This window comes from Cytobacillus sp. NCCP-133, assembly GCF_026011715.1.
Classification (GTDB): domain Bacteria; phylum Bacillota; class Bacilli; order Bacillales; family Cytobacillaceae; genus Cytobacillus.
The window spans coordinates 49,582-74,010 of sequence record NZ_BRVM01000004.1 but is presented as its reverse complement, the minus strand read 5'-3'; the positions used below and the strand labels follow the sequence as shown (position 1 = coordinate 74,010).

Annotated in this window: 20 protein-coding genes; all 20 read left to right on the top strand. The window is 42.2% G+C overall.

Annotated elements, in window-relative coordinates; translation table 11 throughout:
- Positions 1 to 179 precede the first annotated feature (179 nt).
- The 20 genes from asd (at position 180) to NCCP133_RS07300 (ending at position 24,040) form a co-directional block, all read left to right on the top strand.
- Complete coding sequence (gene asd, locus NCCP133_RS07395; RefSeq protein ID WP_264804288.1) at positions 180 to 1,229, top strand: aspartate-semialdehyde dehydrogenase; 1,050 nt, start codon at positions 180 to 182, stop codon at positions 1,227 to 1,229.
- A gap of 45 nt (positions 1,230 to 1,274) precedes the next feature.
- On the top strand, positions 1,275 to 2,519 hold the full coding sequence (gene dapG / locus NCCP133_RS07390; RefSeq protein ID WP_264804287.1) for an aspartate kinase: 1,245 nt from the start codon (positions 1,275 to 1,277) through the stop codon (positions 2,517 to 2,519).
- A 132-nt stretch (positions 2,520 to 2,651) separates the two neighbouring features.
- The gene (gene dapA / locus NCCP133_RS07385; RefSeq protein ID WP_264804286.1) at positions 2,652 to 3,518 is read left to right on the top strand and encodes a 4-hydroxy-tetrahydrodipicolinate synthase; all 867 of its coding nucleotides are present in this window, start codon (positions 2,652 to 2,654) and stop codon (positions 3,516 to 3,518) included.
- Between the two features lie 387 nt (positions 3,519 to 3,905).
- Positions 3,906 to 5,573 carry a ribonuclease J gene (locus NCCP133_RS07380; RefSeq protein WP_264804285.1) on the top strand — a complete coding sequence of 556 codons (1,668 nt, stop codon included), beginning with the start codon at positions 3,906 to 3,908 and terminating at the stop codon, positions 5,571 to 5,573.
- 354 nt (positions 5,574 to 5,927) lie between these two features.
- Complete coding sequence (locus tag NCCP133_RS07375; protein ID WP_264804284.1) at positions 5,928 to 6,680, top strand: ClpP family protease; 753 nt, start codon at positions 5,928 to 5,930, stop codon at positions 6,678 to 6,680.
- Positions 6,677 to 6,898 carry a YlzJ-like family protein gene (locus NCCP133_RS07370; protein WP_309298045.1) on the top strand — a complete coding sequence of 74 codons (222 nt, stop codon included), beginning with the start codon at positions 6,677 to 6,679 and terminating at the stop codon, positions 6,896 to 6,898. The genes NCCP133_RS07375 and NCCP133_RS07370 overlap by 4 nt, the downstream gene beginning before the upstream one ends.
- A 170-nt stretch (positions 6,899 to 7,068) precedes the next feature.
- The gene (locus NCCP133_RS07365) at positions 7,069 to 9,417 is read left to right on the top strand and encodes a DNA translocase FtsK (RefSeq protein WP_264804283.1); all 2,349 of its coding nucleotides are present in this window, start codon (positions 7,069 to 7,071) and stop codon (positions 9,415 to 9,417) included.
- Between the two features lie 419 nt (positions 9,418 to 9,836).
- Positions 9,837 to 10,562, top strand: coding sequence for a GntR family transcriptional regulator (locus NCCP133_RS07360; protein WP_264804282.1), 726 nt, complete (start codon positions 9,837 to 9,839; stop codon positions 10,560 to 10,562).
- Between the two features lie 73 nt (positions 10,563 to 10,635).
- On the top strand, positions 10,636 to 11,742 hold the full coding sequence (locus NCCP133_RS07355; protein ID WP_264804281.1) for a BMP family lipoprotein: 1,107 nt from the start codon (positions 10,636 to 10,638) through the stop codon (positions 11,740 to 11,742).
- A gap of 470 nt (positions 11,743 to 12,212) precedes the next feature.
- Positions 12,213 to 13,748, top strand: coding sequence for an ABC transporter ATP-binding protein (locus tag NCCP133_RS07350; protein WP_264804280.1), 1,536 nt, complete (start codon positions 12,213 to 12,215; stop codon positions 13,746 to 13,748).
- Positions 13,741 to 14,787 (top strand): ABC transporter permease, encoded by a 1,047-nt coding sequence (locus tag NCCP133_RS07345; RefSeq protein WP_264804279.1) that lies wholly within the window; start codon positions 13,741 to 13,743, stop codon positions 14,785 to 14,787. Before NCCP133_RS07350 ends, NCCP133_RS07345 begins: the two co-directional genes overlap by 8 nt.
- A 9-nt stretch (positions 14,788 to 14,796) precedes the next feature.
- Positions 14,797 to 15,747 (top strand): ABC transporter permease, encoded by a 951-nt coding sequence (locus NCCP133_RS07340; RefSeq protein ID WP_442874245.1) that lies wholly within the window; start codon positions 14,797 to 14,799, stop codon positions 15,745 to 15,747.
- Positions 15,748 to 16,161: 414 nt separating this feature from the next.
- Positions 16,162 to 17,442, top strand: a complete 1,281-nt coding sequence (gene yfmF, locus NCCP133_RS07335; RefSeq protein WP_264804277.1) for an EF-P 5-aminopentanol modification-associated protein YfmF — start codon at positions 16,162 to 16,164, stop codon at positions 17,440 to 17,442.
- Positions 17,442 to 18,731: an EF-P 5-aminopentanol modification-associated protein YfmH gene (gene yfmH / locus NCCP133_RS07330; protein WP_264804276.1), complete on the top strand. Its 1,290-nt coding sequence runs from the start codon at positions 17,442 to 17,444 to the stop codon at positions 18,729 to 18,731. Before yfmF ends, yfmH begins: the two co-directional genes overlap by 1 nt.
- A 67-nt stretch (positions 18,732 to 18,798) precedes the next feature.
- Complete coding sequence (gene ymfI / locus NCCP133_RS07325; RefSeq protein WP_264804275.1) at positions 18,799 to 19,521, top strand: elongation factor P 5-aminopentanone reductase; 723 nt, start codon at positions 18,799 to 18,801, stop codon at positions 19,519 to 19,521.
- A gap of 351 nt (positions 19,522 to 19,872) precedes the next feature.
- A complete protein-coding gene (locus NCCP133_RS07320; protein ID WP_264804274.1) occupies positions 19,873 to 20,130 on the top strand; it encodes a DUF3243 domain-containing protein in 258 nt (85 codons plus the stop codon).
- 241 nt (positions 20,131 to 20,371) lie between these two features.
- On the top strand, positions 20,372 to 21,166 hold the full coding sequence (locus NCCP133_RS07315) for a DUF3388 domain-containing protein (protein WP_264804273.1): 795 nt from the start codon (positions 20,372 to 20,374) through the stop codon (positions 21,164 to 21,166).
- Between the two features lie 21 nt (positions 21,167 to 21,187).
- The gene (locus NCCP133_RS07310) at positions 21,188 to 22,111 is read left to right on the top strand and encodes a helix-turn-helix domain-containing protein (RefSeq protein ID WP_264804272.1); all 924 of its coding nucleotides are present in this window, start codon (positions 21,188 to 21,190) and stop codon (positions 22,109 to 22,111) included.
- 77 nt (positions 22,112 to 22,188) lie between these two features.
- A complete protein-coding gene (pgsA, locus tag NCCP133_RS07305) occupies positions 22,189 to 22,767 on the top strand; it encodes a CDP-diacylglycerol--glycerol-3-phosphate 3-phosphatidyltransferase (RefSeq protein ID WP_264804271.1) in 579 nt (192 codons plus the stop codon).
- A gap of 22 nt (positions 22,768 to 22,789) precedes the next feature.
- Entirely contained in the window at positions 22,790 to 24,040 is a 1,251-nt protein-coding gene (locus tag NCCP133_RS07300) for a competence/damage-inducible protein A (protein ID WP_264804270.1), read from the top strand.
- Positions 24,041 to 24,429 lie beyond the last annotated feature (389 nt).

Here is a 24,429-nt window from a genome sequence, read left to right as displayed (position 1 = left end):
TGGAGCTTATGGTCAATATGCTGATGATATACATGGAAACCTGCCTTTAGAAACAAGTGGGCAGATAAACGGCTGCCAAATCATATTGGACGCCGTTCTATGAATTTTGGGCGTATTGCTTATCGCTAATAACTAATTTTGCTAGAAAAATATATTGGTACTGGAAGGGGAAAAGGAAATTGGAACAAAAACAAGGATTTCATGTAGCGGTATTAGGAGCAACTGGCGCAGTAGGTCAGCAAATGGTTCAAACACTTGAAAACAGAGATTTTCCGATCTCTCAATTAACTCTTTTATCATCAGCCCGTTCTGCTGGCAACAAGGTAATGTTCAAAGGCCAAGAGTATACTGTGCAGGAAGCAAAGCCCGAGAGCTTTAAGGGTGTAGATATAGCATTATTCAGCGCTGGAGGAAGCGTGTCGCAAGAACTTGCTCCCCATGCTGTTGAACATGGTGCGATTGTGGTAGATAACACAAGTGCTTACCGAATGGATTCAAATGTGCCTCTTGTCGTACCTGAAGTGAATGAAGATGATCTCCTTAAGCATAACGGCATTATCGCCAATCCAAACTGCTCTACAATTCAAATGGTTGTTGCTTTGCAGCCAGTTAAAGAAAAGTACGGATTGAAGAAAGTCATTGTATCTACTTACCAGGCAGTATCAGGTTCAGGAGCTGCTGCAGTACAGGAATTAAATGAACAAACAAAAGCAATTATAAATAGTGAAGAGTTTGAGCCGGAAATCCTTCCGGTAAAAGGCGACAAAAAACATTATCAAATTGCTTTCAATGCGATTCCACAAATCGATAAATTCCAGGATAATGGCTACACTTTTGAAGAAATGAAAATGATAAATGAAACGAAGAAAATTATGCATATGCCGGAGCTTCAAGTAGCTGCAACATGTGTGCGCCTTCCAGTGGCAACAGGCCACTCAGAATCGCTTTATTTTGAAGTGGAGACAATTGATGTAACAGCAAATGACATCAAGGGCCTTTTAGAAAATGCACCTGGGATTGTCCTTCAGGATGATCCGAAAAACCAGGTCTACCCTATGCCTGCTGATTGTGTCGGAAAAAATGATGTATTTGTCGGCCGTATCCGCAAAGATCTGGATGAGGATAAAGGCTTCCATATGTGGGTTGTTTCTGATAATCTTCTTAAAGGGGCAGCATGGAACTCCGTACAAATTGCCGAAAGCTTAATTAAGCTTGGGTTAGTAAAATAGTTAACGAGTTTCTCTTCATGTAAAAGAGAAGTTAGAGGTGTTTTAATGAATATTATCGTTCAAAAATATGGAGGCACATCAGTACGCGACCAAAATAGCCGTGAACATGCGCTAAAACATATTCAAAGAGCGCTGTCTGAAGGATATAAGGTTGTAGTTGTCGTATCAGCAATGGGCAGAAAAGGTGATCCATATGCGACAGATACCTTGCTTTCCCTTGTAGATGGGAACTGCAGCAAGATCAGCAAACGGGAAACAGACCTTCTTCTATCCTGCGGAGAAGTCATTTCCAGTGTTGTTTTTTCCAGCATGCTTAAGGAAAATGGCATCACTGCAGCTGCCTTGACCGGTGCCCAAGCAGGTTTCAGAACAAATAATGATCATACAAACGCAAAAATTATTGATATGAAATGTGACAGGCTCCTGAAAGAATTGGAGGAGCATGATGTCATTGTCGTGGCAGGGTTCCAGGGAACCTCCAAGCTTGGGGATGTTACCACAATTGGCAGAGGAGGCAGCGATACCTCCGCTGCTGCTCTTGGGGCAGCCTTAAATGCTGAGTGGATTGATATTTTTACCGATGTAGAAGGCATCATGACTGCGGATCCTCGCATTGCTGCAAATGCACGTCCGCTTTCGGTGGTTACCTATACAGAAGTCTGCAACATGGCTTACCAGGGGGCAAAAGTTATTCATCCCCGTGCTGTGGAAATTGCCATGCAGGCTAAAATTCCGATCCGGATCCGCTCTACCTATTTAGAAAGTCCCGGAACACTTGTGACTACTCTTAACAAAAACAGACGGGGTACAGATATTAAAGAACGTCCCGTTACTGGCATTGCGCATCTTTCTAATGTGACGCAGATTAAAGTCCTTGCCAAGAAGGACCAATATGATCTGCAATCAGAGGTATTTAAGGCAATGGCAAACCAAGGCATCAGTGTCGACTTTATCAACATTTACCCAAATGGAGTGAACTATACGGTCTCAGAGGAAATGACCGATAAAGCGATCAATATATTAGAGGGCCTTGGCCATATTCCGTTAGTCGAAAGAGCATGCGCCAAAGTATCTGTTGTCGGTGCAGGGATGCAGGGAGTGCCAGGAGTGGCTTCCCGTATCGTGACGGCACTGTCCGAGCAGGGCATCCGAATTCTCCAATCTGCAGACAGTCATACAACCATCTGGGTTCTTGTAAAACAGGAAGATCTGTCAAAAGCAGTAAATGCATTGCATGATGCTTTTCATCTGGAACAAGATCTGACAGAGTACGAGAGAACAGATATTTAATTTATTTATAAAAATAAATGTTCAAAAAGGGGAAGAAAAGCCTATGATGCGGCGATCGACGGATCAGCATTATGTGCGGCAGATCTGCCCGTATTTTCCCGGGCTTTTTGAACAATTGCAAGGAGTGTAAAAATGGTTCTATTTGGCCGAATATCTACAGCAATGGTGACGCCGTTCGATCACAAGGGACATATTGATTTTCCTAAAACGACACAGCTAATCAACCATCTTATTGAAAATGGCACCGAATCATTAGTTGTCGCTGGAACAACTGGTGAGTCGCCTACCCTGACAAAAGAAGAAAAGCTGGCTTTATTCCAGCATGCAGTAAAAGTAGCTGATAAACGCGTTCCTGTCATTGCAGGAACAGGCAGCAATAATACGTATGAATCAATTGAGTTAACCAAGAAAGCAGAGCAAATTGGTGTAGATGCCATCATGATTGTTGCGCCATATTACAATAAGCCAAACCAGGAAGGGCTCTATCAGCACTTCAAGGCAATTGCTCAAAATACGAAGCTTCCTGTTATGGTTTATAACATTCCAGGCCGCTCTTCCGTTAATATTCAGCCGGACACGATTATCCGCCTTTCTAAGATTCCAAACATCGCAGCAGTGAAAGAAGCAAGTGGAGATCTTAATGCAATGGCAAAAATCATAGCGGGGACAGATGAAGGCTTCTTGCTGTATAGCGGTGATGATGGCCTTACACTTCCATGCATGGCGATTGGAGGAACAGGCATCGTATCTGTTGCTTCTCATGTGATTGGAAACGAAATGCAGGAAATGGTAAAGGCATACCTTAGCGGTGAAAACGAAAAGGCTGCGAAGATTCATCAGCAGATTCTTCCAATCATGGAAGGGCTTTTTGCTGCACCAAGCCCTGTGCCTGTAAAAACAGCTCTTCAATTAAAGGGGCTTGATGTCGGGTCCGTCCGCCTGCCAATGGTGCCTTTAACTGAACAGGAACGAAATGCCATAGTTGCTCTATTTAAATAATTTATTTTTTTTGCCAATCAGTGTATGCTGGTTGGCTTTTCTTGTAATATCAAAATTTATTAGAGAACTGTCTAGCTCCAGGCGCCAACCCCTCCTTGGAGTCTTCAAAAATCCAAAATATCAATTCCATCAAGAAGAAACTTCTATGTAACCTGTCTTATGAGTTAAAATCTGTTTCCCCTGTTTGTTGAACTCATTATTCTTCATTTAAATTTTTGCAGTTGTCAACTCTCCTGAATTTCTCCCGAATTCAATCATTTAAATTAGCAATGCAGCTGGTGAAAAACCCTAGCCATGTATAAATTTGGTTGTCACGGTTTTATGATATAAAGTATAATATGGATAACTGATCTTGATCGGCTGAACATGCATGGGAGGAAACGTACATTGAAAAAGAGTCAGAATGAAAACATCAAGATAGCAGCACTTGGAGGAGTCGGAGAACTGGGGAAGAATATGTTCCTGGCTGAAGTGGATGAGGATATCTATGTGATCGATGCCGGCTTAATGTTCCCTGAAAATGAAATGCTCGGAATTGACATCGTGATTCCGGATATTACATATTTAGTTCAAAATAAAGAAAGAGTGCAGGGAATATTTTTAACACATGGACATGAAGATCATATTGGGGGCCTTTCTTATGTTTTGGCAAGGGTCAATGTACCTGTTTATGGGACGAAGTTGACGCTAGCTCTTACAAAAGCAAAATTGAGAGAACAGGAATACAGAGGAAAAGCGCAGTTTATTGAAATTAATTCAGATACGAAATTGGAATTTGATTCGGCACATGTAACCTTCTTTAAAACGGGACATAGCATTCCGGATAGTGTGGGGGTTGCCATCCATACCTCAGAAGGGGCAATTGTTTATACCGGAGACTTTAAGTTTGACCAGGCGGCAACCGCACTTTACAAACCCGAAATTGGAAAAATGGCTCGCTTGGGAGAAGAGGGGGTACTTTGCCTGCTTTCTGATAGTACAGAAGCAGAGAAGCCAGGCTACACAAATTCTGAAGCTAAAGTAGCCAGAGAAATGACGGCAGCCTTTTATGCTGCGAAAGGCAGGGTTATTGCTGCATCGTTTGCTTCAGATATAATCTGTATTCAGCATATTTTTGATTCCGCTATGGAAACTGGAAGGAAAGTGGCAGTAGTCGGGAAAAGCCTGCAGAAAATCTATGATATCGCCCTTCAATTAGGATATCTGCAAGCAGGAGAAGATCTTATAATCCCTGTGGCGGATATAGGAAAGTTCTCTGACAATCAACTAGTTGTTCTTGCTACTGGTTCACAGGGAGAGCCGATTGAAGCTCTTCAAAAAATGGCTAAGCAGTCCCACAGGCAGGTTAATATTAAACAAGGGGATACCGTTTTATTAGCTGCATCACCGCTTAGGGGGACGGAGGTATTTATTTTTAAAACCGTTGATATGTTACTTCGAGCGGGTGCAGAAGTTATTTCTGGCAAAGGGACTTTTAATACCTCCAGCCATGGGAGCCAGGAAGAGCTTAAATTTATGATGAATCTTATGAATCCTAAATTCTTTATTCCGGTCCATGGTGAGTACCGTATGTTAAAAGCACATGCCGGTATTGCAAGGGAATTCGGATTATCAAGTGGTCAAATCTTCATCCCGGATAAAGGCGAAGTCGCTGAAATCAAAAGTGGCAAACTTATAACAGGAGGAAAAATTCCTTGTGGCAATGTACTCATTGACGGGATTGGCGTTGGCGATGTTGGAAATATTGTCCTAAGAGATCGGAAACTTCTTTCACAAGACGGAGTTTTATTAGTAGTGGTCACTTTGAATAAAAAGGAAAAGAAAATTTCTGCAGGCCCTGAAGTTATTACAAGAGGCTTTGTTTATGTAAGGGAATCAGAGAAGCTTCTTGAAGAAGCTGTAAAAATCGTCAAAGAAGCGGTTGAGCAGAACCTGGCCAGAGAGTTCTTTGACTGGTCCGGCATCAAACAGGATATGCGAGACAGCCTTAACCAGTATCTTTATGAAAAAACGAAACGCAGACCGATGATCCTTCCAATTCTTATGGAAGGCTAAGCGCCGCATAAGCAGTCCTGCATTTGCCGGGCTGTTTTTTCGTTATATCATAATTTATATCCTTTTGAACTTAGATAACTGTCTAGCTCCAGGCGCATACCCCCTCGAGGTTACAAGACGAGCCTCCCAAAAAGGCAAAGGACGCCTTTCCGAGAGGCTCGTCTTGTGCTTGTCGGAGGTGGACAAGGCGCCTTGCGCTTTTCTTATTATACGCACAAAATCCGTAAACTTTTAGGGCTTTTCGGGGTGCTGGTGAGATCGATAAGGCGCTTTTTATTCTCCTTCAACAATATGCGCATGAAAAACTATCCAACGTTCATACTAACAATATATTGCTTGAAGGGAGAAATAAGGATGGATAACGATATAAAAAATAACCGAAATGAGGGCGGAGAAGGTCAAGAGCAGCCAAAAGAGGATAAGCCGTCAGGGCTGATGGAAAAAATCCAGCAGCTTGGCCAAACGAACGTGCCGCAGCTGTCCCAGGATTCCAAGATTCACTGTTTAACGATTGTGGGGCAAGTCGAAGGGCATCTTCAGCTCCCGCCGCAAAATAAAACGACAAAATATGAGCACTTAATTCCTCAAATTGTTGCTATTGAACAAAATCCTAAAATTGAAGGGCTCCTCGTCATTTTGAATACTGTAGGAGGAGATGTGGAAGCTGGGCTGGCAATATCGGAAATGCTATCATCACTATCCAAGCCAACCGTCTCCATCATCCTGGGGGGAGGTCATTCTATTGGTGTGCCTATTGCTGTGTCATGCGATTATTCATTTATAGCGGAAACAGCTACGATGACTATCCATCCAATCAGGCTGACTGGCCTGGTGATTGGAGTTCCGCAAACTTTTGAATACATGGATAAAATGCAGGATCGCGTCATAAACTTTGTTACCAAGCATTCAAATGTTTCAGAACAGAAGTTCAAAGACCTTATGTTTGAAAAAGGCAATCTGACGAGGGATATTGGTACAAATGTAGTCGGAAAAGATGCAGTTGAATATGGCCTGATTGATGCAGTTGGGGGAGTAGGCCCGGCACTCGCAAAGCTGAACGAGCTGATTGAAATAAATAAGCCGAAAGAAGAAGTGATTGTACAATGATTTTATATACCATGATGCCAAAGGAACTGATATATCAAAATGAGAATGAGGATTTCGGGAAGCAGAGAATAGTCTCATACGAAGGGATCCCTCTTCTCGTAGAAATGAATGCAGGGCAGGAATGCCGCATATTAAGGGTAATGAGTAGCGATCCTGCCCATTTCATGGACGAAAGATACACGCCAGGGTCAATGATTACATTAACGCAGCTCAGCTGAAATAAACCTTTTAGCGAATTAACATCACCGTCGCGAGAAGCATTGTGATATAATAAAAGTAATTTTAGAAGCAGCCAAAAAATGGCTGCTTCTTCTTTCATAGCAGGAAGAATGTATACATAATGGAAAAATGATGATGATGTTAATAAGAAAATTAATAAGGTGATAAAATGGCCAAAAAGAAGAGAAGAAAATCTAAAAAAAATGAAACGCTCAAACGCACAATGAAATTTGAACTGATTGCGCTGGTTTTATTGGCGCTTGCTGTTATATCAATGGCTAGGCTCGGAGCCGCAGGCAAAGCAACAGTTCTGTTTTTCAGGTTTTTTATGGGTGAATGGTACATGGTCAGCTTGATAGGATTAGTAATCTTTGCAGGTTATCTTATGTGGAAGAGGACCCTTCCATTTCTATTCCATACAAAATTAATCGGTACATATTTAATTATTGGCTCTTTGCTGCTGTTAAGTCATGTCACACTTTTTCAGCTCCTTTCGAATGGAGGGAAATTTGAAGACCCAAGCGTCATTGCGAATACATGGGAGCTTTTCCGCATGGAAGTGGGGGGGGAAACAAGCACCACTGATTTAGGAGGCGGTATGATCGGGGCCGTTCTTTTTGCCCTTTTCTACTATCTATTTGATGAAGCTGGTTCCAAAATCGTTGCCTTTTTGCTGATTATTATTGGTTTTGTCCTGATTACAGGCAAAACATTCGGGGATGCCGCGGGTAAGATGATGGCTTCAATCCTGAATTTCTGCAAAAAGCAATGGGAAGCATTTATCAATGATATGAAGGAATGGAGACAAAAGAACAGGGAAAAACGTGAAGAAAGGCGAGTTCAAAGAGAAGAGGAACAAGCTCGTGTCCAGGAAGAGGAAGAAACAGAGACAATCATCACCATTAACAATTCTTCTGAAACTGTTGCAGAACCGATGCCCGAGCCTATCATCTCAAGCTTTGCTGAGAGGGCCTATCAGGAGGAACCGCAGGAAGCGGCAGTACCTGAACCTGAAAAAGATGAAGCAGCCCATGAGCCAGAGGAGATAAAAGCACCTCCTATCACATTTACAGAGGTAGAGAATAAGGATTATGAGCTGCCTCCTATTAGGCTGCTTAAATTGCCTCGACAGACAGATCAAAGCGGTGAATATGAACTGATCCATGCCAATGCCGCAAAGCTTGAAAGAACATTTCAAAGCTTTGGGGTCAAAGCGAGAGTGACACAGGTCCACTTAGGCCCTGCCGTCACAAAGTACGAGGTCCATCCAGATGTTGGCGTAAAAGTAAGTAAAATTGTCAGTCTTAATGATGATCTGGCTCTTGCCCTTGCAGCAAAAGACATCCGGATAGAAGCACCTATTCCCGGAAAATCAGCGATCGGGATTGAGGTTCCAAACTCAGAAGTGGCAATGGTTTCTCTAAGAGAAGTAATTGAATCCAAACAAAATGACAAGCCGGACTCCAAGCTTCTGATCGGGCTTGGCCGTGATATAACTGGCGAAGCCGTCCTGGCTGAGCTGAATAAAATGCCGCATTTACTTGTTGCCGGAGCAACAGGTAGCGGGAAAAGTGTCTGCATTAACGGCATTATTACAAGCATACTAATGAGGGCGAAGCCGCATGAAGTAAAACTCATGATGATTGACCCCAAAATGGTTGAATTAAACGTATATAACGGAGTTCCGCATTTGCTTGTGCCTGTTGTGACAAATCCTAAAAAAGCCGCACAGGCTCTTCAAAAGGTTGTCAGTGAGATGGAAAGGCGATATGAGCTTTTCTCCCATACCGGCACAAGGAATATTGAAGGATACAATGAGTATATCAAAAGGCAAAATGCCGTCGAGGAAGCCCAGCAGCCACTGCTTCCATACATTGTTGTCATAGTGGACGAGCTTGCTGACTTAATGATGGTCGCTTCGTCAGATGTTGAGGATGCGATTACCCGACTTGCACAAATGGCACGTGCTGCCGGTATCCATTTAATTATTGCCACACAGCGTCCGTCAGTAGACGTAATTACAGGTGTAATTAAAGCGAATATCCCTTCCAGGATCGCCTTCGCTGTTTCATCTATGACCGATTCAAGAACAATTTTGGATATGGGTGGAGCGGAAAAGCTTCTGGGGAGAGGGGATATGCTCTTTCTTCCGGTTGGCGCATCCAAGCCAGTTCGAGTCCAGGGCGCATTTTTATCAGATGATGAAGTTGAGGAAATCGTTGATTTTGTCATTGGTCAGCAGAAAGCCCAATACCAGGAAGAGATGATTCCAGAGGATATCCCTGAAGCAGCAGGGGAAGTGGAAGACGATTTATATGATGAAGCAGTTGAACTAATACTGGAAATGCAAACAGCTTCTGTCTCCATGCTTCAGCGGAGATTTAGAATTGGATACACGAGGGCAGCAAGGCTGATAGATGAAATGGAAGCAAGAGGCATCGTCGGTCCTTATGAAGGAAGCAAACCAAGATCAGTCTTGCAAGGAAAATCTTCTTCCTCTGAAGAAGCAAGTTCATAATATTAAATAAGGTAGCCTGATTGAAAAAATGGCCGTCTCCGTACGGCCATTTTTCTCTATGTACGATCAAATTTTCTAAGATAGAGCCGGTCATGTTGGAAAATGTGCCTTACTATTAAAAACGCTTTCATAATATGAAAGAGGTATGGTACTTCCATCCCATCGAAAAAAGGTATTTCCAAAATATAATTGGGAACAAAAATATAGGAATGTAATCGTTTTCAGTGTACTATTATATCAGAAAAAAAGGATTGATAAACAAGGAAATTGCAACAATTTTTTGTATTCACTTTTTTTCGACAAATTCAAGATATTCTATTTCTTTATTGGGTAAAAAGTGTTATAGTATTTTCGATTAGTAGGAATGATTGAACATCAGAGGTCTGATGTCTTGAGAACTGAAGTTGGAGGAACCCTGCATGTCTATTAAGTCAGATAACCGGCATTTATATTTGCAAGTCATCGATCGTTTAAAGCAAGATATTGAAAATGGAGTTTATAAAGAAAAAGAGAAGCTACCATCGGAATTTGATCTTGCCAAACAGCTTGGTGTCAGCAGAGCTACACTTAGGGAGGCATTGCGGATTCTTGAAGAAGAAAACGTAATTATACGCCGCCATGGAGTAGGGACTTTTGTAAATGCACAGCCGCTGTTTACATCAGGAATCGAACAGCTCAATAGTGTGACAAATATGATTTTGCAGGCAGGCATGAAGCCTGGAACCATTTTCCTAAGCTCAGTGACAATGGGGCCGACTGAAGAAGACATCCGCCGCTTTTCATGTTCCGCTGACGAGGGAATTGCTGTGATTGAAAGGGTTAGAACAGCTAATGGTGAGCCGGTCGTATATTGTGTGGATAAAGTTCCTGAGAATATTCTGCCAGATACTTTCTCCCACGAACAAGAATCCATCTTCAACATGCTTGAAGAGGAAGCAAACCGGAAAATCACATACGCAGTAGCCCAAATCGAGCCTATAGGCTATCACGAAAAGATTTCTCCTGTCCTGGAATGTGACCCAGAAACAGCTTTGCTTGTTCTAAAGCAGATGCATTTCGATGAAGCGGATATGCCGATACTATATTCGGTTAATTACTTCAGAGCTGATAAGTTCAGTTTCCATGTACTCAGAAAAAGAATTTAACAATTTCAGAAGCATGAGAACGCAACAATTCATTCCGCTAATGTAAAAAACAAACTCTTAGGGGGTACCAACCTTGAAAAAGCGTAAATTTGGATTGGCGCTGTCTTTAGTACTTGCAGCAGGAACAATTTTAGGTGCTTGCGGCAAAAGTGAAGAAAACGGCGGAGAAACAGCTGGCGGAGACGAAAAGGAAAATGCATTCTCTGTAGCGATGGTAACGGATGTCGGCGGTGTTGATGATAAATCATTTAACCAATCTGCCTGGGAAGGCTTAAAGGCATTTGGTAAAGAGAATGGCCTTGAAAAAGGGAAAGGCGGATTTGACTACCTTCAATCACAATCTGACGCTGACTATTCTACGAACCTTAACAATCTAGCACGCCAAGATTTTGATCTTGTATTCGGTATCGGTTACTTGATGGAAGGTGCGATCAACGAAATTGCACAGCAGCAAAAAGATTCTCATTTTGGTATCGTGGATGCTGTTGTTGATCAGCCAAACGTAGCTAGCATCATGTTCAAAGAACAAGAAGCTGCATTCCTTGCAGGTGTTGCTGCAGCAAAAGCAACTAAAGAGAACAAAATTGGTTTCATCGGCGGTATGGAAATCCCAGTTATCGAGCGTTTTGAGTCTGGATTCCTTGCTGGTGTTCAAGCGGTAAACCCTGATATTAAAGTTGAAGTTCAATATGCTGGTGCATTTGATAAAGCTGAACTTGGCCAAACAATTGCTTCTAAAATGTACTCTTCTGGCGTTGACGTGATTTTCCACGCAGCAGGCGGAACAGGTAACGGTCTATTCAAAGAAGCTCGTGACCTGAAGAAAAAAGATCCAGCAAGAGAAATCTGGGCAATTGGTGTTGACTCTGATCAATCTGCTGAAGGTGTAGTTGAAATTGATGGCAAAGAGCATAATGTTATTATTACTTCTGCTCTTAAGCGTGTTGACAACGCAGTAAAGGACCTTTCAGCAAAAGCACAGGAAGGCAACTTTCCTGGCGGAGAAACAACTACTTACGGGTTGGCTGAAGATGGCGTAGGCCTTGCTCCAATCAACGAAGAAGTTTCTGCAAAAGCTGACATCGAAGCTGCAGTTCAAGAGTGGCAAGAGAAGATCAAGAGTGGAGATCTAACTGTTCCATCTACTAAAGATGAGTTAGCAACATTCTCAGCTGAATAAATAAATAGGAAGGAATAAACAGGTTGCACTGCGGCCTCTTATTCCTTTTTTTGGGATTAGAAGTTTAATTGAAACGCAGAACGGTTTCTGCTTTTCAATTAGAGTTTTAACGCATTAGCCATTATTTCTTTCATTATTCCTTTTTTAAATGAAGAGTTTGGCAATACGCCAGGTTTTTCTAAGAATTTCCAAGGTCTGACCTCTTACTACTGAAAATTTCCTTTTATCGCAGTTTAACCGTCAGTAAGTCCTCCGTTAGAAGATCCTGAGGAATCAATGGAGGATATGTGGGGGCCAAACTGCCCGTAAAGGCCCGATAAGGCTCGAAAAGCAGAACAAAGACAAAGAATGCCACGTCCTGCGGCAACGTCTTTGTGACCCACTTCCTGTGGGGCCTCAACTAACAATCAGCAGGGTAAAACTTCCTGCTGATTGAAGTTTTACTTTATTTTGAGCAAGGAGTGAATTAAATGGAATATGTTATTGAAATGCTCAACATACGTAAAGAGTTCCCTGGGATTGTTGCAAATGATAATATCACACTTCAATTGAAACCAGGTGAAATCCATGCATTACTTGGGGAAAACGGTGCGGGCAAATCAACCCTAATGAACGTCCTTTTTGGCTTATATCAGCCGGAAAAGGGTGAAATAAAAGTGAAAGGCAAACCGGTTCGCATTACAGATCCAAATGTAGCAAATGATTTGGGAATCGGGATGGTTCACCAGCATTTCATGCTAGTAGACCGCTTTACTATTACTGAAAATATCATTCTCGGAAAAGAAACGACTAAAGGCGGAAAAATCGATATTAAGAAGGCCGAAAAAGATGTTAGAGAAATTTCTGAAAGATACGGGCTTGCGGTAGATCCGCAAGCGAAGATTTCAGATATTTCTGTAGGTATGCAGCAAAGAGTGGAGATTCTAAAGACCTTATACCGCGGAGCGGAGATTCTTATTTTTGATGAGCCGACGGCTGTTTTAACACCGCAGGAAATTAAAGAACTTATTCAAATCTTGAAAACCCTTATTAAAGAAGGAAAGTCTATTATTCTTATTACGCATAAGCTGAAAGAAATTATGGAAGTGTGTGACAGGGTTACGGTTATCCGTAAAGGTGCGGGAATCGGAACTGTCAATGTCAGCGAGACCAATCCGAATGAGCTAGCCAGCTTGATGGTCGGAAGAGAAGTTACATTCAAGACAGATAAAACGGAATCCAAACCGCAGCAGGATGTATTGGATATCAAGGATCTGAAGGTAAAAGATTCACGCGGGCTTGGTGTTATTAATAATCTTAATCTGCATGTAAAGGCAGGAGAGATTGTCGGGATTGCCGGTGTTGACGGCAACGGGCAGACAGAATTAATTGAAGCCATCACAGGACTTAGAAAGTCTGAAAGCGGTTCAATTAAAATGAATGGTAAAGAAATCATGAATATGGCCCCTCGAAAAGTTACGGAAACAGGTGTTGGACATATTCCTCAGGACCGGCATAAACACGGGCTTGTCCTTGATTTTCCGATTGGGGAAAATATGGTGCTTCAAACCTATTACAAATCTCCTTTTTCAAAGAGAGGCGTCCTGAGTTTTAAAGAGATCTACAGTAAAGCGAAGACATTGATTAAGGAATTTGATGTAAGAACACCTAGCGAATATACGCATGCAAGGGCGCTGTCAGGCGGTAACCAGCAAAAAGCCATCATCGGACGTGAAATCGACCGTAATCCGGACTTACTCATTGCAGCACAGCCGACACGAGGATTGGATGTAGGGGCAATTGAATATATCCATAAGCGCCTGATTGAACAGCGTGACCATGGGAAGGCTGTTCTGCTTATTTCTTTTGAGCTGGATGAAATTATGAATGTAAGCGACAGAATTGCCGTTATTTATGAGGGCGAAATTGTAGCAGTAGTGAACCCGAAAGAAACAACTGAACAAGAATTAGGTTTATTGATGGCCGGTTCAAAACGGAAGGAAGCGGGAGGCGAAAACCATGTCTAATCGCATGAAAAACATAATCGTACCTCTGGTTGCCGTTCTCCTCGGCGTACTCGTCGGTACCATCATCATGATTGCAACAGGGTATAATGCCGGGGCAGCATTTATTGCCCTTTGGAACGGTGCTTTTGGAGAAATCTACTATTCTGGTGAAGTGGTCAGGCAGGTTACTCCATATATTTTAGCAGGCTTGGCAGTAGCGTTTGCTTTTAGGACTGGGCTATTTAACATTGGTGTAGAGGGACAGCTGATCGTAGGATGGCTTGCTGCTGTTTGGGTTGGGGTTGCTTTTGACCTTCCTAAAGTTATTCATCTTCCGCTCGCTGTGCTTGCAGCAGCTGCAGCAGGAGCATTCTGGGGTTTCATCCCTGGCTTGCTTAAAGCAAAGTTTAAAGTCCACGAGGTAATTGTAACAATTATGATGAACTATGTTGCATTGCATGTGACAAACTACTTTATCCGTACTGTCCTCTCGGATAAGAGTGACCGCACAGAAATGATTTCAGAATCATCTTCATTGCGTTCGCCATTCCTCGAAGGTCTGACAGATTATTCCCGTCTTCACTGGGGAATCCTAATTGCTTTGACATGTGTCTTTATTATGTGGTTTTTATTAGAAAAGACTTCTAAGGGCTATGAATTGAGAGCAGTCGGCTTCAACCAGCATGCCTCTGAATATGCAGGGATGAATGTAAGCCGAAATATCATTCTTTCAATGGTTATTTCCGGTGCTTTTGCAGGTCTTGCAGGAGCAATGGAAGGATTGGGAACATTCGGTTATGCAGCCATTAAAGGCGGATTTACCGGAGTTGGATTTGACGGGATCGCCGTTGCCCTTCTTGGCGGAAACGGACCAATTGGGATTATCTTTGCAGCATTGCTATTTGGCAGTTTAAAGGTAGGCGCATTGAATATGCCGCTTGAAGCTGGAGTTCCAAACGAACTAGTAGATATTATCATTGCTCTTATCGTTTTCTTTGTAGCAGCGAGCTACATGATTCGCATCTTTATTGACCGTATAAGTAAAAAGGGGGTGAAGTAAGTGGGCTTAATGGAAATTTTATTAATTATCATTCCATCCACATTGCTTTGGGCAGCCCCGCTTATTTTCACTGGATTGGGCGGAAACTTTTCGGAAAGCTCCGGTGTTGTAAATATTGGTTTGGAAGGTTTGATGGTGATTGGAGCCTTTACAGCCATCGTTTTTAACTTAACTTTCGTAGATGTTCTTGGAAGCTGGACCCCTTGGGTTGCCCTTCTTGCAGCCATGGTTGTTGGAGCACTATTATCCATTTTTCATGCGGTTGCTTCGATTACGTTCAGGTCAGACCAGGTTGTATCGGGTGTTGCCATTAATCTCCTTGCTATTGGAGCTGCCCTATTCCTAGTTAAGTTCATTTATGGAAAAGGACAAACTGATATCATCCAAAAAGGTTTCAGCAAAATTGATATTCCATTTTTAAGCGATATTCCGGTAATCGGTAAGCTGCTATTCTCAAACACATATTATACATCTTTTGTGGCGATAGCTGTCGCTTTCCTTGCTTGGTTTGTCATGTTTAAAACTCCATTTGGTTTAAGATTGCGTGCGGTGGGGGAACACCCAATGGCTGCAGATACAATGGGGATCAATGTAACAAGAATGAGATACATCGGTGTTCTCATTTCAGGTGCCCTTGCAGGAATTGGAGGAGGAGTTTACGCTCAATCCATCTCTTCGGATTTCGGACATGCTACAATCAGCGGACAAGGGTTTATGGCTTTGGCGGCACTAATCTTTGGTAAATGGCACCCGCTTGGAGTTATGGGAGCAGCATTGTTCTTTGGATTTGCGCAAAGCTTAAGCATCATTGGTTCAAGCTTGCCGTTCCTGGAGAACATTCCAAATGTATACCTTCTTATTGCACCATACGTCCTGACAATCCTGGCTTTAACAGGCTTCATTGGACGTGCCGATGCGCCAAAGGCATCAGGAACTCCGTATATCAAAGGAAATCGCTAATCAAAAAGCCTCATTTCATTTGAAATGGGGCTTTTTTTATGATATCAGAATTTATATCCCTTTGAATTTTAAGAAAAAGCCTATCCCCTCGAGGTCACAATCTTTTCTAGTTGCGGCTTCTAGGGACTCGGGGTCATAAGCCAATCCCTTACAGAAAGAAAGAACACCTTCTTACAGGGCTTGTCTTGTGCTTGTCGGGGGCCGGCAAGACGCATTCATTTTTTTAATAATCCTTCCAGCATAGCCAATAACTTGAAATAAGGAAATAGGGCAAGTTATAGTAAGAATATGATTTAAAACAAAGGAGATTATAGAAATTAGCACCAAAGTGTTTACATAGTTATAGAGAATGCACTTTCTTGGCAAAAGTATAATAAGCTATGGACTCTTCAATATTCGACAGGAGGAAACCAAATGGATGTAATTTCTGAATCGGTGAAAGCAATGAAAGGCTTTAAGCTTCATGTTGTAAAAACGGAAAAATATAAAACCAATACCCTGGTCTGGAAGATGAAGGCGCCACTTAATAAAGAAACAGTGACGATTAGATCGCTTTTGCCGCATGTCCTGCAAAGTAATAGCGCATCTTACCCGTCTACCGGCAAGCTGCGTTCTTCTCTTGATGAACTATATGGAGCAACCTTGTTTGTGGATCTTGCCAAAAAAGGAGAATACCATGTCATTACAATGTCAGTTGAAATTGCCAACGAAAAATTTCTCTCTGATAATACACCTTTGCTGAAAAAAGCCTTCCAGTTTTTATCTGAAATCTTAACGAAGCCGAATGTGCAGGGGATTGCTTTTGAAAAAGAAACGGTCGCAAAGGAAAAAAGGACGCTCAAACAGCGGATTCAATCTGTATATGATGATAAAATGCGCTACTCCAATTTCCGCCTTGTACAGGAAATGTGCAAAGGCGAGCCTTATGAATTACATGTTCATGGTGATAAAGAAGATGTTGATCCAATTACGCCTGAAAGTTTATATCAATATTATCAAACTGCCCTTTCAGAGGATGAACTGGATTTGTATGTAATAGGCGATGTCAATGAAGCAGATGCAGAATCCTATGCAGGTGAGCTTCTATCATTTGAAGAAAGAACTCCTAAAACTTCAGAACCCAGACCTGGAAGTAGCAAAAATGACGTAAACGAGGTAAGGGAAGAGCAGGATGTCAAACAGGGCAAATTGAATATTGGCTATCGTACAAATGTAGTGTATGGGGATCCTGATTACTATGCATTGCAGGTTTTTAACGGGATTTTCGGGGGGTTTTCACATTCAAAGCTTTTCTTGAATGTCCGGGAAAAAGCAAGCCTTGCCTACTATGTGGCAAGCCGTCTTGAAAGCCATAAAGGCTTGATGATGGTGATGTCCGGGATCGATAACAAGAACTACGACCAGGCTGTGAACATTATAAAAGAACAGTTGGAAGCAATGAAAAACGGCGACTTTACTGAACAGGAAATTGATCAGACGCAAGCAGTTATTAAAAATCAGCTTCTTGAAACAGTGGATACAGCCAGGGGAATTGTTGAAGTATTATATCATAATGTCGTATCCGGAAAAGATATTACACTTCAAACATGGATGGAAGAAATGGATAAGGTGACGAGTGAAGAAATCGCTGAGGTTGCCAAAAAGGTCAGCTTGGATACAGTGTATTTCTTAACTGGAAAGGAGGCGGGCAAGTAATGGAAAAAATCACTTTTGATCAGCTGCAGGAAGAAATGTATTATGAAAAGCTGAACAATGGCCTCGACGTCTACATTTTGCCGAAAAGGGGTTTCAACAAGACTTATGCAACCTTTACAACGAAGTATGGTTCGATTGATAACCATTTCTTGCCGCCGGGCAAAGAAGAATTTGTTAAGGTTCCTGATGGGATCGCACACTTTTTGGAGCATAAGCTCTTTGAAAAAGAAGACGGGGATGTATTCCAACAGTTCAGTAAGCAAGGGGCTTCCGCGAATGCCTTTACATCTTTTACAAGAACGGCCTACTTATTTTCAAGTACCTCAAATGTAGAACAGAATCTTGTCACATTGCTTGACTTTGTCCAAGAGCCATATTTTACAGAAAAGACTGTTGAAAAAGAAAAAGGCATCATTGGACAGGAAATTACGATGTATGATGATAATCCGGATTGGCGCCTATATTTTGGCTTAATTGAAAATATGTATAAAAACCATCCTGTTAAGATTGATATTGCCGGAACGGTTGAATCCATTTCCCATATTACCAAGGATATGCTGTATGAATGCTATGAGACCTTCTATCATCCAAGCAATATGCTGCTATTCATAGTTGGACCAGTCGACCCTGTTCAAACCATGGATTTGGTGAGGGATAATCAAAACAACAAAGATTATAAGGAACAGCCTGAGATCAAGCGGGAATTTAATGAAGAATCTGCGGAAGCGGCTGAGAAGAAAAAAGTGCTGGAAATGAATGTCCAGACGTCCAAATGCCTAGTAGGAATAAAAAGCAAAAACGTCAGCCAGACAGGCAAGGCGATGCTGAAGAACGAACTGAGCGTAAATGTGCTGCTGGATATCCTATTCGGCAAAAGTTCCGATCATTACAGCTCACTGTATAACGAAGGGTTAATTGATGATACCTTCTCCTTTGATTATACCCAGGAACAAGGTTTTGGCTTTGCGATGGTAGGCGGAGATACGAATGATCCGGAACGCTTGGCAGAAGTGCTGCAAAAAATGCTCCTGGATGCCAAAGCAAAAGGAGCAATCTCGCAGGAAACGCTGGAACGGACGAAAAAGAAAAAGATCGGTGCATTCCTTCGTGCGGTTAACTCGCCTGAATATATCGCCAACCAATTTACACGGTATGCTTTTAATGAAATGGATTTGTTTGACGTTGTTCCAACACTCGAAAGCATTACTCTTAATGATGTCAAAAATGCAGCTGTGGACTTGATAAGCGAAGATCGCTTCACGGTTTGTCAGGTGGTCCCGAAAAAATAAACTATTCTGCAGAGCGCCAATATGGCGCTTTGCTTTTTCGTGCAACAAACGTAACGGAGTGTGCAGAATGAAGAAATTTGCTTTAGTAACAGGTGCGAGCGGAGGAATAGGACGGGCAATCAGCATTAAACTGGCAGAGGAAGGATATTCCCTATACCTGCATTACAATCAGAATCGGCAGGCTATAGACAGACTAATGGACAGCCTTCAGGAGTTTAGTGGTGAATATATGCCGATACAGGCAGATTTAGCTGCAAAGGATGGTTATAAAAAAATTGCCGAAAATATCTTTTCCCTTGATGCCATTGTCCATAATAGCGGATCATCGCAATATGGCCTGCTGACAGAGCTTACCGAGGCTGAAACAGAAAAGCTAATGAATTTGCATGTTACAAGTCCGCTTCTGCTGACAAAGGAGCTCCTCCCCAAGCTTTTAAAAAAAGGAAGCGGAAATATTGTGGTTGTTTCATCTATTTGGGGCCAGACTGGAGCAGCCTGCGAAGTGGCTTATTCAACTGCTAAAGGTGCCCAAATTGCCTTTGTTAAAGCTTTAAGCAAGGAAGTAGCCCTGAATGGAGTGAAAGTGAATGCGGTGGCCCCTGGTGCCGTTCAGACTGCCATGCTGAATGACTTTACAGAAGAAGAGCTTGAAACGGTAAAAAGTGAAATCCCAATGGGCAGGCTTGCCCTTCCTGAGGATATAGCCAGCTCCGTTTCTTTCCTGCTTTCGGACAAGTCTTCCTATATTACTGGCCAAGTCCTTGCTGTAAATGGGGGATGGTATACTTAAAATGGTGCTTGGTACCTTTGTTATATTTCTTATCGTTTTGTCCGCTTTTTCAAGTTAGACTAGGTTTAATCAGATGAGTGGATTGGTGCGGAGTTCACTTGACTCCTGCGGGAGGAGAGGGAGTGAGACACTCCTCGGGAGGAGCCGAGGACGTTTTCATTCCTCTCCGCGAAAAGCAAGTGCCTGCAAGCGGAAATCAAAGGGATTCATTGACGGGCTAAAACAACAATGAAAACAGCCTTGTTCAAATAATTGTCACTTATTTTTGTTTTTACCCTCCTTTGTACATGTATATTTTATTCGCCCTCTAAGCACAATATAATTGTACAACATTAAAAGGAGGCAATAATTATGTCTGTACTAGACAACTGGCAGCAGTGGAAAGACTTCCTAGGCGATCGTCTTCATCAGGGAATGGATCAAGGAATGAACAAAGATACTGTTAATGACCTTGCATATCAAATTGGCGATTACTTAGCCAAGCAAGTGGAGCCAAAGAATGACCAGGAGCGCATTCTTGCTGATCTATGGTCTGTTGCTTCACCTGATGAGCAGCATGCCATTGCCAACATAATGGTTAAGCTTGTCCAAAACGACGGTGCCCATTAAGAAATTTATAAACACATGACTGAAAGAGAGAGGACTCCCCTCTCTCTTTCGTTTTTTCTTCAAATAGATTTCATTCCAGCCTAAACGGGTTTTTCCTTTCATCTTGACAAAAAATCATATATTATAGAACCTAGATGAAAAAATAGGATATGCTTCAAAATATTTTACATAAAAGAATTGCAATTATTTATACATATAAAAAGGCGCACAAGGCGCAATTATGCCGGAGGAGGTTATTCTGGTGGTAGTAAAAACAGAATGGTATTTGGAATATGAAATTCAAAAGAACCGGCCCGGTTTGCTTGGTGATATTTCTTCCCTGCTTGGGATGCTTTCAATCAATATTGTAACCATTAATGGTGTAGACCAAGGACGGAGGGGACTACTGATCCTGGCGAAAGATTATGAACAAATTGAACGCTTGAAGTCAATCCTAAATACAATGGATACGATTAAAGTGATCAAGCTTCGTGAACCAAAGCTGAGAGATCGTCTAGCTGTACGCCATGGAAGATATATACAAAGAGATGCGGATGATAAAAAAACGTTCAGGTTTGTCAGGGACGAGCTTGGACTATTAGTCGATTTTATGGCTGAATTATTTAAACAGGAAGGGCACAAGCTAATAGGAATTAGGGGAATGCCAAGAGTTGGTAAGACTGAATCCATTGTGGCTTCAAGTGTTTGTGCGAACAAGCGCTGGCTATTTGTTTCATCGACGCTCTTGAAGCAAACGATCCGCAATCAGCTGATCGAAGACGAATACAATGAAAACAATCTGTTTATAATAGACGGCATTGTCTCAACCAGACGTGCGAACGAACGTCACTGGCAGCTGGTCCGTGAAATCATGCGCCTTCCTGCAGTAAAAGTAGTAGAGCATCCAGATATTTTTGTGCAAAATACTGAATACTCCCTTAATGATTTCGATTATATAATTGAGCTTCGCCACGATCCTGATGAAGAGATTAAATATGACATTGTGGAAAAGAACAACATGTTCTCTGAATCCGATTTTGGAGGCTTTGATTTTTAGTAAGTTGGAAGGTGTTGCAAATTGACAGAACTAGGAAGTCTTTTAAAAGAAGCTCGTTTGGCAAAAGACATGAGTTTAGATGATCTGCAAAAGGTTACTAAAATACAAAAACGCTACCTGATAGGGATTGAAGAGGGCGATTACAGCATGATGCCCGGAAAATTCTATATCAGGGCGTTTATCAAACAATATGCCGAGGCAGTGGGGATTGAACCAGAAGAAATCTTTGAACAATATAAAGGTGAGATTCCTGTGACCTTGAATGACGATATACCAGAAAAGTTATCACGTGTCCAATCAAGGAAGGATCTTTCCGGACGAACATCAAAGGTGTTTGATGTATTGCCGAAAATTCTTATCGGTGCCTTTATTGTTGGCCTTATAGTAGTACTCTATAATTTCCTTGGAGCCAAAGATCAGACCGATGATGGCGAAAAGCCTGGTGATCTGACAGATGAGCAAACGGTCATTGAAGAGTCAGAAGACCTTGCTAAAGACCAAGGAACAGAGGAAAGCAAGGAAGATTCTTCCGGCGAACAGGAAAAACCAGCAGAGGAAATTGATTCCACTGATGAAAATATTGAAGGGCGAGAAGCTGAGAAAGAAACGAAACAGGAAGTTGCAGTAGTGAAATCCAGCGGCCAAAACACGGTTTATGAATTGAAAAATGCGGACAAGTTTAATCTCGAAGTCGTATCTACCGGGGAGACTTGGGTGAATATCAAGAACGGAAAAGGAACTTCCCTCTTCCAGGGTATGCTGACCACTGAAGGTAAAAAAAGCCACAATGCTGACTTTTCTAAAGAGACTGAAGCCTCCATCGTTGTGGGCAATTCCACTCAAACGGAAATCTACGTAAACGGAGAAAAAATTCAGTACCAGGTGCCGCCTTCTCAATCAGTCCGGCAGGCTATAACCATCAGGTATGCGCCGAAGACCGAATAGTCATCTTCATGAGATGACTATTTTCGATTTTAATGTAAAAATTAACATTATAAGGTATTAATATATGGAGGTAAATCATGAATCTGCCAAATAAAATTACTGTTTCACGCATCATGCTGATTCCAATTTTTCTACTGGTAATGCTTGTTCCTTTTTCATGGGGTGAAGTAGCGCTCTTAGGTACTGAACTTCCGGTTACCCATCTGGCTGGAGCACTGATATTCATCGTTGCTTCGGTTACCGATTGGGTTGACGGCTACTATGCACGCAAATACAATCTCGTTACGAATCTGGGAAAATTCCTGGATCCGCTTGCAGACAAGCTCCTTGTTTCTGCTGCGCTGATCGTCCTGGTCGAACTTGGATTTGCTCCTTCCTGGATGGTTATTATCATTATTAGCCGTGAATTTGCTGTGACAGGTTTAAGACTTGTACTTGCGGGGGAAGGAGAAGTAGTCGCTGCGAATCAGCTTGGAAAAATTAAAACGTGGGCACAAATCGTAGCTATTTCTGTATTGCTTCTGCATAATATAATCTTTGAAATGGCTTCAATCCCATTTGATATGATTGCCCTATGGGTGGCTATGTTCTTTACAATCTGGTCTGGATGGGACTACTTCGCAAAAAATAAGCAAGCTTTTCTTAACTCAAAATGATCAGATCAAAGGGGGGTATTGAATGAACGCAGAAATCATAGCTGTCGGGTCCGAGCTTTTGCTAGGGCAAATTGTTAATACAAATGCCCGCTTTCTTTCGCGGCAGCTTGCTGAACTGGGCATTAATGTTTTTTATCATACTGTAGTGGGGGATAATTCTGAACGATTAAAGTCTGTTTTGAAAATTGCTGAAGAACGTTCAAATCTGATTATCTTAACAGGCGGTCTCGGACCAACAAAGGATGACTTAACAAAAGAAACAATTGCCCGCCACTTGGGCAAAGAACTGGTCATGGATGAGCATGCTCTTGAGTCTATTAAGCTCTATTTTAAGCGGACCAAGAGAGAAATGACCGAAAATAATAAAAAGCAGGCACTGGTACTGGAAGATGCCCAGGTACTTCCCAATGAGCATGGAATGGCCCCGGGGATGATCACCGATTCGGGCAAACATGTTTACATGCTGCTGCCGGGACCGCCCAAAGAAATGGAACCAATGTTCCTAAAACATGCCTTTCCTGCCCTTCAATCCAAGCTTGAAACGGATGATGTAATCACTTCCCGTGTACTGCGCTTCTTTGGTATTGGGGAAGCGATGCTAGAGACAGAAATAGAGGACATTATTGATGCACAAAGCAACCCAACTATTGCCCCGCTTGCATCCGATGGGGAGGTTACTTTGCGATTAACAGCGAAGCATAACCAGGCGGCAACAGCCATTATGCTGATTGATGAGGCTGAAGCACAAATCATGGAACGCGTCGGCAAATTTTTCTATGGGTACGATGACACGTCATTAATGTATGAACTTACCAAGCTGATTAAAGAAAAGAAAATGACAATTTCGGCTGCGGAAAGCTTAACAGGCGGTATGTTCGAGCAAGAGCTTACTTCGATTCCGGGAGCCGGCGGTCTTCTGAAAGGCGGAGTGGTCTGTTATACAAATGAGGTAAAAGCAGAGGTTCTCAAAGTAAGCCAGGAAACGATTGAAAAGGATGGAGTTGTCAGTGCGCGATGTGCAGAAGAACTTGCTGAAAATGTTGCCGCGCTGACAAATGCGGACATCGGAATCAGTTTTACCGGAGTCGCAGGTCCGGAAGAACTTGAAGGGAAACCTGTCGGAACGGTATATATCGGTATTTGGATTAAAGGAAGGCCGGTCCATGCGGAAAAGCTTCATCTTGGCGGATCTAGAACTGCCAATAGAGTCCGAACCGTAAAATATGGATGTCATTTTTTAATAAAAGCATTAAAAGAGGATCAGAGTGCCTAAGCAGGCGTTCTGATTTTTTTTATGATATCAGAATTTATATCCTTTTGAACCTAGATAACTGTCTAGCTCCAGGCACCATCTGCTCTCGTGTCTAAGCCAATCTGTCCAAAAGGTTAAAAAACAGCCTTTCAGCCGGCTCGTCTTATGCTTGTCGCCCATAGGCGGGCGCCTCTCGCTTTTTTTAGGCGTTAAAAATAGACAGACTTTATATGGAAATGCTATTTTTGACTTTCTTTTACAGGCGGAAATCCGATTTTCACCTGCAGGTTTTGCAATTTTCAAGCAGAATTAGTGCATAAAAAAAACGAATGGATGTTCGATTTTTTGCTCGACAAATGCTGGGAAAAGGTTTATAGTAAAGATAGGTTTTGAGATGAGACAAACGAATC